The organism is Exiguobacterium sp. s50 (assembly GCF_018618175.1).
Taxonomy (GTDB): Bacteria; Bacillota; Bacilli; order Exiguobacteriales; family Exiguobacteriaceae; genus Exiguobacterium; species Exiguobacterium chiriqhucha.
The window spans coordinates 349,634-364,644 of sequence record NZ_JACSLP010000002.1 but is presented as its reverse complement, the minus strand read 5'-3'; the positions used below and the strand labels follow the sequence as shown (position 1 = coordinate 364,644).

The window sequence follows — 15,011 nt, the reverse complement described above, 5'->3', positions numbered from 1 at the left end:
ACGGTAAAGGGGGAAATACATATGTCGGGTTCGACACTCATTTTAATCGCAGTCGCAGGGATTTTCTTGCTCTTATTCTTAGTCATGCGGACGAAGCTTCACGCTTTCGTCTCACTTCTCCTCGTCAGTCTACTCGTCGGCGTCGCGGCCGGTATGCCGCTCGGGGACGTCATCGCCTCGATCCAGAACGGAATGGGCGGCACGCTCGGCTTCGTCGCCGTCGTCGTCGGTCTCGGTGCTATGTTCGGGAAGATGTTAGAAGTCTCGGGTGGTGCGGAACGCCTCGCCCAGACGCTCGTCAATAAGTTTGGAGAAGACAAGGCGCAATGGGCGCTCGCCCTCACCGGCTTTATCGTCGCCGTCCCGGTCTTCTTCGACGTCGGCTTTATCATTCTCGTTCCAATCGTTTACGGCCTCGCCAAAAAGACGGGCCGCTCGCTCTTGTACTACGGGATTCCGCTCCTCGCGGGTCTCGCCGTCACGCACAGCTTCATCCCGCCGACGCCGGGTCCGATTGCCGTTGCCAACTTGATTGGGGCCGAGCTCGGATGGGTCATCTTGTTCGGGGTCATCGCAGGGATTCCGGCAACGATTCTCGCCGGTCCGATTTTTGCGAAGTATATCGCCAAGAAAATTCACGTCACTATCCCGGACTATATGGAGTTCGAAGAGATTGATACGTCGAAAGAACTGCCGAGCTTCAAGATGATCGTCTCGCTCATCTCGATTCCGCTCGTGTTGATTCTCGCCAACACGTTGTCCGCCGTCTTATTAGAAGAAGGCAACGGCATCCGCACGTTCTTCACGTTCATGGGTCACCCGTTCGTCGCCTTGACGCTCGCGACGCTGCTCACGTTCATCTTCCTCGGCACACGCCGTGGCTATACGCGTGACGAGGTGCAAGAGATTGCGACGAAAGCGCTCGAACCGGCCGGGATTATCATCCTTGTCACGGGTGCCGGTGGCGTGTTCAAACAAGTGTTGATCGACTCGGGTGTCGGTGACGTGCTCGGAGAAATGATGGCCGGGTCAGCACTCCCGGCGATTGTGCTCGCCTTCTTGATTGCGGCCGTCGTCCGTGTCGCCCAAGGTTCGGCGACCGTCTCGATGGTCACAGCGGCAGGACTCATCACGCCGCTTCTCGAACTTCAAAATATCACCGGTGCCGCGCTCGGCCTCATCGTTATCTCGATCGCCTCGGGTGCGACGGTACTCTCGCATGTCAACGACTCAGGTTTTTGGCTCGTCAACCGCTACTTCGGGCTAGACGTGAAAGACACGCTCAAGTCGTGGACCGTCATGGAAACGATTATCGGATTGACCGGCTTCGCGGTCGTCTTCTTGATCAGCTTGTTTATCATTTAAGTTAGGAAGTGATGTGTGTGTACACGATTGGCGTCGATATCGGGACGACGAGCACGAAAGCCGTCCTGTTCCATAACCAGCAACAACTCGCGGTACATAACGTGTTGTACCCGCTCCTCACCCCAGACACGGAGACGGCCGAGCAAGACCCGGTCGTCATCTACGGGGCCGTGCTCGAGGCGATTTCCGCCGTCCGCGCCAAAGCCGACGGTCCGGTCCGTTTTGCCTCGTTCAGTTCGGCGATGCACAGCCTGATCGCGCTCGATGCGTCAGGTCGTCCGCTCACCCACAGCATCACGTGGGCCGACAGCCGGGCCAACCCGTATACGCAAGAGATCAAACGGAACTTCGATGCGAGTGCGCTCCATATGCGTACCGGCACACCGGTCCATCCGATGGCGCCACTCTCGAAGCTGCGTTGGCTGAAACATGAGCATCCGGACGTGTTCAACCAAGCGGCCAAGTTCGTCTCCATCAAAGAGTACGTCTTCTATCGCCTGACCGGTCGTTTCGTCATCGACCACTCGATCGCCTCGGCGACAGGCCTGTTCAACTTGAAGAACTGTGACTGGGATGCCGAGGCGCTCGACGTCGCTGGAGTCACGCCCGAGCAACTATCCGAGCTCGTGCCGACGACCGAGATTTTAACGCTTAAATCGGATGTTGTTGAGACGCTCGGCTGGGACTTCCCGCTCGTCATCGGGGCGAGCGACGGGGTGTTGTCAAACCTCGGGGTCGGGGCGTTCGAACAAGGCGTCGTCGCCGTCACGATCGGGACGAGCGGTGCCATCCGCACAGTCGTCCGCGAACCGGTCGAGGACCCGAAAGGCCGCATCTTCTGTTACGCCTTGACCGACAAGCATTGGGTCATCGGTGGGCCGGTCAATAACGGCGGCATCATCTTGCGCTGGCTCCGCGACGAGTTCGCGGCGAGCGAGGTCGAGACGGCGAAACGGCTCGGGATGGACGCGTATGATGTGTTGACGCGCATCGCTGAGACGGTCAAGCCGGGCTCGGACGGTTTGTTGTTCCACCCGTACTTGATGGGGGAACGGGCCCCGCTCTGGGACTCGAACGCACGCGGTTCGTTCTTCGGCTTGAGTATCCACCATAAGCGCGAGCACTTCATCCGCTCGGTGTTAGAAGGTGTCATCTTCAACTTGTATACGGTCATGCTGGCGCTCGACGAGTTGACGGGCGCACCGAATCGGATTCATGCGACGGGTGGTTTCGCCCAGTCGAGCCTGTGGCGCCAGATGATGGCCGATATTTTCGATACGCCTGTCGTCGTTCCGGAGAGCCATGAAAGCTCATGTCTTGGGGCGGTCATGCTCGGCGAGTATGCGTTCGGGGACATCGACGACTTCACGACCGTGCCGCAAGTGACGCATGAACATACGCCCAATCATGAAGCGACTACGATTTACCGGGAGTTGCTGCCGATTTATATCCGGCTCTCCCGCCATCTCGCAGAAGAGTATGAAGCGATTGCCGCGTTTCAAAGAAAGCATGTATGAGAAAAGACCAAGTTCATTGCGAACTTGGTCTTTCGTCATTTGAGGGGTGGCCTTTCCTTCCTGATTCTCGAGGACGGCCCGTACCTTGAAATCGCCCGTGTACTGGATTAGTCGCTCCTAGACCGACTCGAAGTTCGGATTTGACTCGAGCTGCCTAATCTGATGTTCGTTGAGGATGATTTTACTCATGGATGTGTTCCGCCGTCTGAATAAATAGGCTCGTTATATAAATTCGATTGCACGCAAAAAAAACCTGAATGCGCACTTTTTATCAAGTGTCTATCATTCAGGCTTCAGTTCAAAAAAACGAATTAGCACCTATTGAACTAGCATTATTTTGAGTAAAGGGAAATGTAGCGGACACGGTAGTTCGAATCATAGAATACATACATCGGTAATTTGTTGTTGATTTTATATTCAGCTACTTCTTCAATATAATATCCGCTTAATTTTTTCCCTGCTTTTGTAAATTTAAAAGTTTCCCAATAGTCCCCATTAGAATTCCGTGGTTTTCCGAACACTTTCTGAAACTCGTACTTCGTAATATCGCGTTTTTGAAGAGACGGCGACATGGTGATAATGTTAATTTTTTGAGGTTTGGAGCTTGAAGTGAACATGAACTCCCCTTGGTGACGACCTTTATATCCAAAGCCCCAATCGCTTTCAAACGTTCCAGCTGAACCTTTCACCTTTGCATAATCACCATACAGTTTATGAGGACTTCCAACGAAAGTCCCTCTCACCATCTGAGCTTTCTGTGATAATAGCCAACTATAATCAGATGGACGCGGATCCGGTAACACAGTAACCGTGCGTTTAGCCGTTAGTCCTTCGTAAGTGGCTTTTAACGTAACGGTTCCTTTACTTTTTGCAACAATTTTTCCGTCTTTAACGTAAGCGATTTGAGGCTTGTCCGTGGTCCAGACAACTCCTTTTTTCACACTAGTTGTTTTTCCAGATGCTACTTTAACCATGAGCGACGTATTATACGTAGTCCCTGCTGTCAATTTCTGAAGAGTAGATGGAATATAAGCTGATATTGAACGTTCCATGAATCCATTTGCCAAGTACACATATGTATAGTCCCAATCTGTCGCTAACACATATTTTGCGCTCGCGGTTAAATCAATTGATTTGCCTCCAAAGTCTGTATTCATGTAAATCTTTTTTAAATCAAACGTATAGGGTGTGTTATTGATGGTGACGAATTGTCCGCTCGATTCAATATCTGCAATCGTTGCTTGTACTTGTAACGAATGAATAGGTTTGTCATATGAATTTGCTCCGAAACTGCTGACCATTTTGTCTCCAACGACGACAACTTTGTCACTTTGACTTATTGAGATGTCATTGACATCGGTCCATTCATGGACGAATTCGCCTTCATGCGTGTATAATCGACCACTGTTTTGATTTTCAACAAGGATGTAATGCTCTGAGGTCGTTACGTTGCCGGACTCGGCTCCACGCATCCATTTTACTTCATTTGTTGTCATGTCGTAGGCCGTTAACTTTTCATCACCAGATAGAATCAATACGGAACTGTTCGGAAGAAAATCTCCGCCGCCTTCAAAACTTTCCATCATTGACGGGCCAAATTCAATTTTTTCAATTTCCTCTTTTACTTCACCAAACGTATTAAACGATCGAATACCGTATGACCACATCAATACGACATGAGACTCGTCATCAGATACGGCCAACTTTGAGTATGAGCTATACGTTTCATAATCACGTAACAGTGTTCCAGTCTTTAAATCATACAAAACAAGTCCATCTCTATCACCAATACCATAAAGTTTGTCACCCACCACTTTGAACTCGTCAGTGATTGCCTGTGATAATTTGCTAACATTTGGTGTTGTCACTGCTGCGTCGACTTGCATCAATCCACTGATTGACATTAAAACCCCTAGAATAAATGCTAATATTTCCTTCATAAATACCCTCTTTTCTACAAATTCCCAACATTGTCCATCATATAATGTTTTTTAGTAGGGAGGTGGTGTTTTTTTTAACAAAGGGGTAATTATTTCAAATTGATGCTCGACGAATTGACGGGCACACCGAACCGGATTCACGCGACGGGCGGGTTCGCCCAGTCGAGTCTATGGCGTCAGATGATGGCCGACATTTTCGATACGCCGGTCGTCGTGCCGGAGAGCCACGAGAGCTCGTGTCTCGGAGCGGTCATGCTCGGAGAGTACGCGTTCGGCGACATCGACGACTTCACGGCTGTGCCGCAAGTGACGCACGAACATGCACCAAATCATGAAGCGACCACGATTTACCGGGAGTTGCTACCGATTTACATCCGGCTCTCTCGTCATCTCGCGGAAGAGTATGAAGCGATTTCCGCGTTCCAAAGGAAGCATGTATGAGACAAGGCCGAGTTCGTCGTGAACTCGGCCTTTCGTTTACGCCCATTGGAGGCGCATAAATTTAGGATAAACATTCTCTAAACAATTCAACAATAGAATATAATGTTGAATTACTTTACCAGGATTAAAGTATCCATCATCAATGATGTACGAGTAATTCACACTTACTTGCCCTTCATTTTCGATAAATCTTGCGAAACGGTAATCTTGGTTTAATGTGTTGAGAAGATACAACAAGTCCTCTTTTTTCATTGGATTCGTTATGTCTGCAAGCCCCCATACGTTAATATCAACAATCGTTTCGTCTGCATTGAATATGATACCAAATAGGACATTTCCTCCGCCTTTAATTGTTTCTTGCATACGGAATCCTGTATCTCCGTTCTCTAATTTCACTTCTTCCATAAAAACTTCTAACTCATTAATATGATTTCGAAAAGCTTCCACATTAGACATACGTACCCTCCTAATAAATGTATTCAGAATCTGTACAATGTATTTATTAGAGGTCGAGTATTTCTTTTCCTGTTTCTATTGTTTGAATTTTATTATTAATATTTACGCTCATCTAACACTTGTTTTTTGTACGTCACCATGACGAACTGTCCGGACGCGCGTTGGCTCGTCAGTCTCAACTTCGTCTCTTTCGTGCCTTCCGGGAAGAGCGGAATCCCTTCGCCTAATACGACCGGGGCGATAGCAATCTCATAGCTGTCGATCAAGTCGTGCTCCATCGCCGCCTTGATGACCTCGCCTCCCCCAACGAGCCAGATGTCCCCGTCGACGTCTTGCTTCAATCGTCCGATAAGCTGTTCGATTGGCTCGTCCGTGAATGTGACGTGCTCGGCTTCCCGGTCCGGGCTGCGTGTCAAAATGTAGTTCGGAATCTTGTCATACGGATAACCGTCCGGCTCAAGCACGAGCACTTCCTCGTACGTCTTCCGCCCCATGATGACGGCACCGACCCTCTGAAAGAAGTCGGCGTAGCCGTTGTCCCCCTCCCCCTCGACCGCGAACAACCAATCGAGTTGGTCGTTCGGGCGGGCAATTTTTCCATCTAAACTCGTCGCGATATATAAGACGACGTTTGCCATGATGAATTCCTCCTTGATTCGTGATACATTCAGCTTACTCGACAAACACGACAAAACATGACGGGAATGGATAAAATGAAAAAACGACATCTGCACTTGATTCGATTGTTGAATCGCGGGCAACGGTTCACAGCGGATGAACTCGCTCTTGAGACAGGTGCCTCGGTTCGGACGATTCAACGCGACATGCTGACGCTCGAGGAACTCGGCTATCCGATTTGGAGCGTCCCCGGAACAGGTGGTGGCTATGAGATGTTACCGAATCGGCTCTTGCCCCCGCTCCAGCTCCGAGAACAGGAAGCGGTTGCGCTCTACCTCACCCTCAAATGGATGGAACAGATTCCGGACGTGCCGTTCGGGGACGTGCGGGATACACTGTCCGATTGGTACGTAAACGAGTTGCCCCACGACCTCGAGATGAAAATCGCCCGGCTCGAAAAGAACATCCTTTGGCTCGGAAACAAGACCGTTCCACCGGCCCCATTCACGAAAGACGTGTTTCAAGCGGTCGAGCAACGGCGGAATATCGAGATGACATACGCGACGACGAAAGGATCACGCACGTTCACCGTCGCTCCGGTCGGGATGGCGCTACTCGATCTGAAATGGTACGTGTACGGCCTCTCGGAGTACGGACTGCGCCAATATCGCATCGACCGGATCGAAGCGATGCGCCTACTTGATGAGACGTTCGAAGCGGACGACTTGGCGATGCTCCTCGAGGCGAGTAATGAACGAATCGGTGTGACCGTTCGGCTCACCATCACCCCGCTTGGCCGTCGTCTACTTGAAGACGTATTACCCGATATCGGCGAAAAGAATGAGTGGGACGTACCGGAAGCCGAGCTCCCGTTCTTGTCGCGACAATTGCTAGCGGCCGGGGCGGAAGTCGAGGTCTTAGAGCCGACTGAACTGAGAGAGATGATGCGGGAGCACGCCGAAAGGTTATGGGATATGTATGAATAAAAAATGGGCTCATACCAACAAAGGTTTGAGTCCATTTATGAGTAGTGATAACGGCATTGTAAAATCTCTACATATTGATTCGTAACTCGATAGACGATTCTGTGCTCTGAATCAATTCTACGACTATAGAAACCTTGTAAGTTCCCTTTTAATGCTTCTGGTTTACCAATCCCATTCAAATTTCCGTTTCTTCTAACATCCTCGATTAACAAATTGATTCGCTTCAATTTCTTTTTATCTTCTTTTTGCCAATACAAATAATCTTCCCACCCATTGTCAGTGAAAAATAAAGATTTACTCATTCATTAATTCTCTTTCTGTAGCTTCATTATGTTCAATCTGTTTAATAGATTCTAATAGCCGCTCTGCATTCTTCGGGCTTCTTAACAAATAAATGGTTTCCATTAAGCTCTCGTATTCTTGTTCCGACATAATGACCGCATTTTCACTATTCTTTCGTGAGATGACAATCGCTTCACTATTTTCGTGAACTTGATCTAATACTTTTTTGAAGTTTTTACGTGCATCACTATAGGTAATTGTAGACATTATAACCACTCCTTCCATGTTCCAATTGTACTTTTTTTTGTACAATAAAACAACTGACCGATACTACTTAAATATGAACAAATAAAAAAGGTGTTTTCTAATATGTACTCTTAAAATGAATAAGAAGCTAATTCCTTTGACTCATATTACGAATGTAATTTAATGGTAAAATCGATATGTAGCTATCATAAAAAAGGAGTCTTGTTATGAATTATAAACTATCATTCTCCACGCTATTCATCTCAATCAGTGTCATCTCATTGTTCGCTATCATGGTGTACCTTAACGTCTCGACGCTCGAGCTGAACGAGACGATTGGTTCTGGGCTGTTCTACTTGAAAGGCTATTATGAGGAAGGCAACATGATTGTCACCGAGCAAGGAATCGGCGTCATCACGTTGCCGCTCGCCATCGGTCTCGTCGCTTCGACACTTATCAAAGGTGCTCAATTTTATCGTGCCTCGTCGGTTATGAACTAACCTTCTCATCTCGGACAAAGAGCCCAACCGTAAATCGGTTGAGCTCTTTTTTCAATTCGCTTGGTCCATCTCTTTATGCAGTTTGAGCAACTCATTCTTGTACAAATCCGAGCGTCCTCCAAAGATGGCCTGGATGTTATTTTTCACTTTCACGACCCCGGCTGCCCCGAGTGCCTTCAACTCGTCCTCATCGATTTGGGACACATCTTTCAATTCGACACGGAGACGTGTGAAACAGGCATCGATATCGATGATGTTGTCACGGCCACCGAGCGCCTCTTGAATGGCAAGTCCCGTCGTTTGGATTGATGTCTTTCCTGATTTCTTTTCATTGTAGTCTTTGCGGGTAAACAGTTTCGTCTCTTGTCCCCCTCGGCCCGGCGTCGCCAAGTTCCATTTTTTAATCGCGAACGTGAAGATGCCGTAATAGACGAAGAAGAATCCGGCCCCAACGACGAGGTTCATCCACCAGCGCGGCGTCCCTGGCAACACATTCACCAAGACATAGTCAATCAATCCCGAGTCACCGACCCAGCCGATATGGGCGTCAAGAGCGTACATGAGCGCAAACGACACCCCTGTCAACACACTATGCACGACGTAAAGAAATGGTGCAATGAATAAGAACGTGAACTCGATCGGTTCGGTGATCCCGGTCAAGAACGCCGTCCCTGCCGCTGCGAGCAAGAGGCCACGCACGACGGGACGCTTGTCCGGGTCGGCCTGACGGTACATGGCGAACGCCGCTCCAAGAAGACCGAACATGACGATCGGGAACTTGCCGGCCATAAAGCGTCCGGCCGTCACGTCGACACCTTCTGCGATTTGAGCGAGGAAAATATATTGGTCCCCGCTCACAATCGAACCGTCAACCGTCGCCGTGCCGCCAAGTGACGTCCATAAGAAAGGTGCGTACCAGATGTGATGTAATCCGGTCGGAATCAATAACCGTTCGAGCATTCCGTATAACCCGACGTAAGCCGGATTCGTCGCATCACTCGCGATGACATTCGCCATCGCTGTGAGGCCGGTCTGAATCGGCGGCCAAATGAGCATCATAAAGAAACCGAGCAAGATGGAGAAGAATACCATGACGATACCGACCGAACGATCTCCGGCGAAAAAGCCGAGCATCTCTGGTGGGTTGAACGTGTGGAATTTTTTATACACCCAGACCGCAAGCAAGCCGACCGCGATTCCACCGAGCACACCCGTCTCAAGTGACGGGATACCGAGCAACATGCCGTACTCCCCGCTCTCAGCCGCCATTTCCGGTGTGATCCCAAGGGCAATCGAAATCGTCGTGTTCATGATGACGTAGCCGACGAGTGCGGCAAGTGCCGCAATTCCCGACCCGCCGGACAGACCAACCGCGACGCCAATCGCAAAGATGATTGGCAAGTTGGCGAAGATACTCAACCCGATTTGAAGCATCCCGGCACTGATCGCTTCGACCGTCCCGTTCTGTAAAAACGTCCAACTTTCTGCAAGCGGACCTGTTAGCGCCGCGCCGAGACCAAGTAAAATACCGGCCGCCGGCAAGAGCGCGACTGGTACCATGAGCGCCTTCCCGAATTTTTGAAATACCCCGAACCATTGACTCATTTGATTCACTCTTCATATGTAAGCGTTATCAATTCACAAAACGAACAAAGGGGAATAACTCCCCTTCGTCTTTAGCGTGCGATCGTCTCCCGTTGTTTGAGGGTCGGCCAATAGTTTTCGTTCTCGTTAATCAAATCGTCAAGGATTTGACGGGCGACCGGCGCATCGACGACGGTCCGGTTGAGCGTGAGTGCCTGGAGTGCCTTTTCATAGCTGTTCTCGAAATAGGCGTCGACGACGAGCTGTTCGTAGGCGAGCTGTCCTTCAATCATCCCTTTGTAGAAGCGAGGAATGTGTCCGAGAGCGAACGGCTTCGGTCCACGGTTCGTGAGCATCGCCGGCACTTCGACCATCGCATCATCCGGCAAGTTAGCGATGATGCCGTCGTTCTTCACCATGACGATGAAGATGTCGCCATTGTTGTAAGCGAGTGACGCTGCGACGCGAATCATGTAGCAACCGTGGATGTCGACTTCAAGATGCACGTTCTCTAGCGAGTCGTCAGCGATGATTTGATCGCACGTCGAGAAGACACGTTGTTGGCGGCCGTTGATGACTTGACGGGCCCGCGTGTTCTCTACGTCTTCCTTCTCCGCCATGTCGAACGGATACAAATAATACTGAAGGTACGTGTTCGGCAAGTATTCCGGGAAGTCGGTGAGCATCTTCTCGACTTGCTTGAACGTCTTGATCCAAGATGGGTCGTTTGCGATCTCTGAGTCTTCTGGGATAAACCCGTCCTCTAAGATGGTGCGCTTGATGTCTTCCGTCAATTCGTTGCCTTCTTTGTCATAGATGCCTGTGAACCAACCGAAGTGGTTGAGGCCGAAGTATTCCGGCACGAGATCCCAAATTTCTTTGCCAAGAATCTTCGCGTAGCTCACCATGATTGCGGCCGGCATGTCACAGATATTCAAAATCTTTTTGTCATTCGGGTAGGCACGCTTCAACGCCTCGGCGACGATTGCGGCCGGGTTCGTATAATTTAAGATCCAACCGTCCGGTGAGCCTTGGCGGATGTCTGCGACGAGATCAATCATGTCCCCAATCGACCGCATCCCGTACGACATCCCACCCGGTCCACACGTCTCTTGTCCAACCACGCCGTGACGGAGCGGAATCTGTTCATCTTTCTCGCGCATCTCCAGGCCGCCCGTTCGAATTTGAACGAAGAAGAAGTCCTTGTCGCGGAAGGCGTATTCTTTGTCCGTCGTATACTCGAACAGCTCGAGCTCTGGGTAATGCTCACGCAAGATGATTTCAGTCGCTTTGGCGACACGCTCCTGGCGCTCACCATCCGTATCGTAAAACGTGATTGAACGTAGTGGGAAGTGAGCCTTCTCTTCGATCAAGCTCATAATCATACCGATTGTGTACGTGCTGCCGCCACCGACGACGACGAGGCGTTGTCCTTGTTTCATGTGTGCGTTCCCCTTTCGAATACATATCTTATTGATTACAATACAAATTTAATACATATTATTTTAAACGTCAACACTATTTTTGAAAACGTTTTGCTTTGTGTATACTAGAAGTATGAATTCAGGTCGAAATCGGAGGGTCAGTCATGAAAGCAAAATCACCGCTCTACCAACAAGTCGCCCACAAAATGCGCACGTTTATCGAGTCCGGCACGTGGGCGCCCGGTGAGGCGATTCCGACCGAGGCTCAACTCGTCGAAGAGTTCAGTGTCAGTCGAGTGACTGTCCGGCAGGCGGTCAAATTGCTCCAAGAGGAAGGTCTCTTATGGAAACGACAGGGCAGCGGCACATACGTCCAGTCCGAAAAGATTGAACACAACATGTACGAATTAAAAAGCTTCACGGAAGACATGAAACGAGAAGGGAAAGAAGTGACGAACAAAGTACTCACCTTCACGTTGCAGCCACCGAGTGAGAAAGTGCGAGAGGCACTCGAACTCGAAGATGGCGAGCTCGTCTTCTACGTGAGGCGCCAACGATTCGCAGACGGCGAACCGCTCATCGTCGAGGACACATACTTGCCGCTAAAGCTGTTCCCCGACTTGACGTACGAAGTGATGTCGCAATCGAAGTACGCCTATATCGAAGAAGTCAAACAGTTCAAGATTGCGGACAGCGTCCAAGAGTTCATCCCGGTGCTTCCGACAAAAGAGATTGCCGAGATGCTCGGAGTGAGTGAACGAACGCCCGTACTCAAAGTCGAACTCTATTCGTTTCTTATGGATGGCAGTCGGTTTGAGTTCACTGAGACGTATTTCAAGAGTGAAGAATACCGCTTCATCATCCGCGCTGGACGAAGGCATTAAAAAAGAACCTGTGAATCACTTGATTCACAGGTTCTTCGTCAGTTAATGACGAGCGACAACTTCTAATTGACGTATTCGCTGAGCCCATCCAAAAAGGCGTTCAGTTCTTGGTTCGACGGGAATCGGCACTCCAGGACGTAACAGCCGTCCCCGCTCACCTTGTAGTTATTGCGGACGTGCGGACCGTGAGTACAGTTTGATATGACCAAGACGAGCCAAGCGCATCAGCCAAAAGTCATCCCTGTCAAACAAAGGATTTTTTGTTTTAATCAGGAGTCGTCGATCGGAGCACCCTACCTTCTCCTCGGCATCCTGTGTAAACTTAATATACGCTTAACAGGAGGTAAAATATCTAGTGAAACTAATGACAACCCGCTGCCTCATCCGACCGTTCGAGCAACGTGACATCGAACCGTTCATGACATATCGCAACGACTTGGAATGGATGCAACACCAATCCTTCAAAGGATTGACTTACGAAGAATATGAACGCTCTTTACTCGGCAACCCTTCCATTACTCAAGGCATGCAACTCGCCATCATCAATCAGGAAACGAATGAATTGATTGGCGATTTGTATGTGCAACAAGACGGGACGACGTATTGGATCGGCTATACGATTTCACCCCGACACGCGCGCCAAGGCTATGCGTCCGAGGTCGTATCCGGATTGATTCGTCATTTGTCCGACCAAGGGGCCGAGACAATCAAAGCCTGTGCACTTACAACGAACGAGGCGTCAATCGCCCTCTTAAAAAAGTTGAACTTTGAGTACCTTGTGACTGAGGACGACGAACAGATTTATGCATTTGATGTAGCGAAATGAACCGACTCACACCCCCGTCCCTGATTTTCAATTTCAGGGGCATTTTTTTGCTTCATCTTTGACTCCTTTTTATGGTAATCTATGCTTCATACCGATATCATGTCACCTGTTTTGTTGCCTCGAGGGAGTTTTGATAGGATGAAGAAACGTGTCATTTTGCTCATGTCTATTTTTTTGTTAATCAGCTCCCTGTCACAGGCGGCGATTCCGAAACCGAAAGCCTATAACGACCGCAGCCTCATCTATTTGACACTCGATGACGGGCCGAACCGAAAGACCGGAGCGCTGCTTGACGTCTTGAAGAAGCATCGGGTCAAAGCGACCTTCTTCATCCTCGGGAAAAATATCAAGGGAAATGAGCATCTCATCCGACGCATCGTCGCCGAAGGCCATCTCATCGCCTTGCATGGGATGACACATGTGCGTGAGGAGTTTTATGAGTCGCCGATGACGGCCGTGCGTCAAATGAAGGACGTGCAACGCCTCATCTACGAAATGACGGGGATTCATACAAACATGGCCCGCACGATTTATGGTAGTGACGCCGGGATGACGCCGGCGCACTGGCAAGCGATGGACGAGGCCGGTTTCGAGATTTGGGACTGGAACGTCGGCAGTCTCGACCATATCTATAAGAAAGACAACGCGCCAATCGAGCAGCGTGTGTTCAACCGGCTCGAGGCGAACTATGAGATGAATATCGCCTCGATCATATTGGCACACGATCACTCGATGACACCGCAAGCGCTCGATACGATTATCCGTTATGCGAAAGAACGCGACTATGAGTTCCGGACGTTAGAAGGGGTGCACCCCGCGTACAACTTTTTCAACCCGTGGGAACCGAATGAATGACACATGCTGAGTCCATCTGGGCTCAGCTTTTTGTTGCTCGAAACTTTACTTTCTTGAGGCCGTATACAATAGGAACAACCAGCAAAGGTGGAACCTACATGCAACTCAACGTCCGAACGTTTCCTAAATCATTTCTCGATGGTCAATTCGATTCAATCTATAACCAGACGACCGACTCATTCAAACAACAGACCTCGCTCGACACGTTCTACCGGCTCGCCACTTCATTCAATGAAGGTGTTCGCCGCTATCGGGTCGTGAATGACATGAAATTGAATGGAAGCCGTCATCTCGTCTGGATAGATGACCGGAAGGAACGCGTGCTCAGTGTCATGTTCAATCAGGACGACCTCATCGAGGAACTACTCATGACGCCACATCAACCCGATTCGAGGGGCGACCGTCGCTTCACGAAACATACATACCACCTCCCGTTCACGGATGACTGGCTCGTCGTATCAGGCGGTACACATCCTGGTGAAAATCGGCATTATCCGGAACGCGCGCAACGATACGCCTACGATTTCATTAAAGTGAACAACAACTGGTCATACAACAAGACAAAGTCCGGGAACCACTCGTTTTATGCGTTCGGGGAACGCGTCATCACACCGTTGGATGGGACGGTTGTGGTGGTTGTCGATGATGTACCGGACGTTCCAGATTCGAGTCGCCCTTTCGGCAATCACGTCATCTTGGAGCACGCCGGCGGGGAGTATAGTCTCCTCGCCCACCTCGAGGATGGCTCAATCGCCGTCAACGTCGTGGACCATGTCAAGACACGCCAATTGATTGGTCGTTGTGGCAACTCGGGTAATTCGTCTGAACCGCACCTTCACTTCCAAGTGATGGACAGTCCCGACTTGGCATCCGCCACCTCACTTCGGATTCGTCTAAAAGGAAGAAAGAAGCCGGTCCGTGGTCAAATCGTCAGACCGAAACCATCCAACTTACCGAATCGCACGGACTTAGCCGCTGACTTTTTATTCGAACTCGCGCTCGCCGTTCCGCGACTCTTGTTTAATTTTTGGCGGTAATCGTTAGCTACAAAAAATGTCCCCGCATCGATGGATGTGGGGACATTGCT

The 15,011-nt window shown here is 49.8% G+C and carries 15 protein-coding genes and 2 pseudogenes; 9 read left to right on the top strand and 8 right to left on the bottom strand.

Features of this window, described 5'->3' with window-relative positions; translation table 11 throughout:
- Positions 1-21 precede the first annotated feature (21 nt).
- Positions 22-1,365, top strand: coding sequence for a GntT/GntP/DsdX family permease (locus KNP68_RS04280; RefSeq protein ID WP_214720306.1), 1,344 nt, complete (start codon positions 22-24; stop codon positions 1,363-1,365).
- Positions 1,366-1,382: 17 nt separating this feature from the next.
- On the top strand, positions 1,383-2,882 hold the full coding sequence (gene gntK, locus KNP68_RS04275; protein ID WP_371819325.1) for a gluconokinase: 1,500 nt from the start codon (positions 1,383-1,385) through the stop codon (positions 2,880-2,882).
- A 332-nt stretch (positions 2,883-3,214) separates the two neighbouring features.
- On the opposite strand, the gene KNP68_RS04270 is transcribed toward gntK, so the two are convergent.
- Complete coding sequence (locus KNP68_RS04270; protein WP_214798766.1) at positions 3,215-4,822, bottom strand: hypothetical protein; 1,608 nt, start codon at positions 4,820-4,822, stop codon at positions 3,215-3,217.
- A 99-nt stretch (positions 4,823-4,921) separates the two neighbouring features.
- On the opposite strand from KNP68_RS04270, the pseudogene KNP68_RS04265 reads away from it, so the two are divergent.
- Positions 4,922-5,263 (top strand): annotated as a pseudogene (locus KNP68_RS04265) (FGGY-family carbohydrate kinase); the annotation flags it as partial.
- Positions 5,264-5,299: 36 nt separating this feature from the next.
- On the opposite strand, the gene KNP68_RS04260 reads toward KNP68_RS04265, so the two are convergent.
- Both KNP68_RS04260 and KNP68_RS04255 read right to left on the bottom strand, forming a co-directional pair.
- Positions 5,300-5,719 carry a hypothetical protein gene (locus KNP68_RS04260; protein WP_214764303.1) on the bottom strand — a complete coding sequence of 140 codons (420 nt, stop codon included), beginning with the start codon at positions 5,717-5,719 and terminating at the stop codon, positions 5,300-5,302.
- Positions 5,720-5,814: 95 nt separating this feature from the next.
- Entirely contained in the window at positions 5,815-6,357 is a 543-nt protein-coding gene (locus KNP68_RS04255; protein WP_214798763.1) for a dihydrofolate reductase family protein, read from the bottom strand.
- Between the two features lie 75 nt (positions 6,358-6,432).
- Here KNP68_RS04255 and KNP68_RS04250 point away from each other — a divergent pair, with 75 nt between their 5' ends.
- Positions 6,433-7,323 (top strand): helix-turn-helix transcriptional regulator, encoded by an 891-nt coding sequence (locus KNP68_RS04250; RefSeq protein ID WP_214798760.1) that lies wholly within the window; start codon positions 6,433-6,435, stop codon positions 7,321-7,323.
- A 35-nt stretch (positions 7,324-7,358) separates the two neighbouring features.
- On the opposite strand, the gene KNP68_RS04245 is transcribed toward KNP68_RS04250, so the two are convergent.
- On the bottom strand, positions 7,359-7,625 hold the full coding sequence (locus KNP68_RS04245; RefSeq protein WP_214708933.1) for a Txe/YoeB family addiction module toxin: 267 nt from the start codon (positions 7,623-7,625) through the stop codon (positions 7,359-7,361).
- Positions 7,618-7,872 carry a type II toxin-antitoxin system Phd/YefM family antitoxin gene (locus KNP68_RS04240; protein WP_128123417.1) on the bottom strand — a complete coding sequence of 85 codons (255 nt, stop codon included), beginning with the start codon at positions 7,870-7,872 and terminating at the stop codon, positions 7,618-7,620. The genes KNP68_RS04245 and KNP68_RS04240 overlap by 8 nt, the downstream gene beginning before the upstream one ends.
- Positions 7,873-8,078: 206 nt before the next feature.
- Here KNP68_RS04240 and KNP68_RS04235 point away from each other — a divergent pair, with 206 nt between their 5' ends.
- Positions 8,079-8,351: a hypothetical protein gene (locus KNP68_RS04235; RefSeq protein WP_214708929.1), complete on the top strand. Its 273-nt coding sequence runs from the start codon at positions 8,079-8,081 to the stop codon at positions 8,349-8,351.
- Positions 8,352-8,402: 51 nt separating this feature from the next.
- Here KNP68_RS04235 and KNP68_RS04230 read toward each other — a convergent pair whose 3' ends face one another.
- Together KNP68_RS04230 and KNP68_RS04225 are read right to left on the bottom strand one after the other, a co-directional pair.
- Positions 8,403-9,956, bottom strand: coding sequence for a PTS transporter subunit EIIC (locus tag KNP68_RS04230; protein ID WP_214798757.1), 1,554 nt, complete (start codon positions 9,954-9,956; stop codon positions 8,403-8,405).
- A gap of 71 nt (positions 9,957-10,027) precedes the next feature.
- Positions 10,028-11,377 (bottom strand): 6-phospho-alpha-glucosidase, encoded by a 1,350-nt coding sequence (locus KNP68_RS04225; RefSeq protein ID WP_214798755.1) that lies wholly within the window; start codon positions 11,375-11,377, stop codon positions 10,028-10,030.
- 146 nt (positions 11,378-11,523) lie between these two features.
- Between KNP68_RS04225 and KNP68_RS04220 the strand changes: the two genes are divergently transcribed.
- The gene (locus KNP68_RS04220) at positions 11,524-12,243 is read left to right on the top strand and encodes a GntR family transcriptional regulator (RefSeq protein ID WP_029594765.1); all 720 of its coding nucleotides are present in this window, start codon (positions 11,524-11,526) and stop codon (positions 12,241-12,243) included.
- Positions 12,244-12,305: 62 nt separating this feature from the next.
- On the opposite strand, the pseudogene KNP68_RS04215 reads toward KNP68_RS04220, so the two are convergent.
- Positions 12,306-12,422: pseudogene (locus KNP68_RS04215) on the bottom strand (Lrp/AsnC ligand binding domain-containing protein); the annotation flags it as partial.
- 185 nt (positions 12,423-12,607) lie between these two features.
- Here KNP68_RS04215 and KNP68_RS04210 point away from each other — a divergent pair.
- The 3 genes from KNP68_RS04210 (at position 12,608) to KNP68_RS04200 (ending at position 14,961) form a co-directional block, all read left to right on the top strand.
- Positions 12,608-13,069, top strand: coding sequence for a GNAT family N-acetyltransferase (locus tag KNP68_RS04210; protein ID WP_214798885.1), 462 nt, complete (start codon positions 12,608-12,610; stop codon positions 13,067-13,069).
- 138 nt (positions 13,070-13,207) lie between these two features.
- Positions 13,208-13,924, top strand: coding sequence for a polysaccharide deacetylase family protein (locus tag KNP68_RS04205; RefSeq protein WP_214798749.1), 717 nt, complete (start codon positions 13,208-13,210; stop codon positions 13,922-13,924).
- A 98-nt stretch (positions 13,925-14,022) separates the two neighbouring features.
- Positions 14,023-14,961 (top strand): M23 family metallopeptidase, encoded by a 939-nt coding sequence (locus KNP68_RS04200; protein ID WP_214798746.1) that lies wholly within the window; start codon positions 14,023-14,025, stop codon positions 14,959-14,961.
- The last annotated feature ends 50 nt before the right edge of the window (positions 14,962-15,011 follow it).

Coding starts and splice junctions, on each gene's coding strand:
- KNP68_RS04245 (WP_214708933.1), bottom strand. CDS start 7,625: ATGAGTAAATCTTTATTTTTCACTGACAATGGGTGGGAAGATTATTTG.
- KNP68_RS04235 (WP_214708929.1), top strand. CDS start 8,079: ATGAATTATAAACTATCATTCTCCACGCTATTCATCTCAATCAGTGTC.
- KNP68_RS04220 (WP_029594765.1), top strand. CDS start 11,524: ATGAAAGCAAAATCACCGCTCTACCAACAAGTCGCCCACAAAATGCGC.
- KNP68_RS04255 (WP_214798763.1), bottom strand. CDS start 6,357: ATGGCAAACGTCGTCTTATATATCGCGACGAGTTTAGATGGAAAAATT.
- KNP68_RS04200 (WP_214798746.1), top strand. CDS start 14,023: ATGCAACTCAACGTCCGAACGTTTCCTAAATCATTTCTCGATGGTCAA.
- KNP68_RS04240 (WP_128123417.1), bottom strand. CDS start 7,872: ATGTCTACAATTACCTATAGTGATGCACGTAAAAACTTCAAAAAAGTA.
- KNP68_RS04280 (WP_214720306.1), top strand. CDS start 22: ATGTCGGGTTCGACACTCATTTTAATCGCAGTCGCAGGGATTTTCTTG.
- KNP68_RS04260 (WP_214764303.1), bottom strand. CDS start 5,719: ATGTCTAATGTGGAAGCTTTTCGAAATCATATTAATGAGTTAGAAGTT.
- KNP68_RS04230 (WP_214798757.1), bottom strand. CDS start 9,956: ATGAGTCAATGGTTCGGGGTATTTCAAAAATTCGGGAAGGCGCTCATG.
- KNP68_RS04210 (WP_214798885.1), top strand. CDS start 12,608: ATGACAACCCGCTGCCTCATCCGACCGTTCGAGCAACGTGACATCGAA.
- KNP68_RS04270 (WP_214798766.1), bottom strand. CDS start 4,822: ATGAAGGAAATATTAGCATTTATTCTAGGGGTTTTAATGTCAATCAGT.
- KNP68_RS04250 (WP_214798760.1), top strand. CDS start 6,433: ATGAAAAAACGACATCTGCACTTGATTCGATTGTTGAATCGCGGGCAA.
- KNP68_RS04225 (WP_214798755.1), bottom strand. CDS start 11,377: ATGAAACAAGGACAACGCCTCGTCGTCGTCGGTGGCGGCAGCACGTAC.
- KNP68_RS04205 (WP_214798749.1), top strand. CDS start 13,208: ATGAAGAAACGTGTCATTTTGCTCATGTCTATTTTTTTGTTAATCAGC.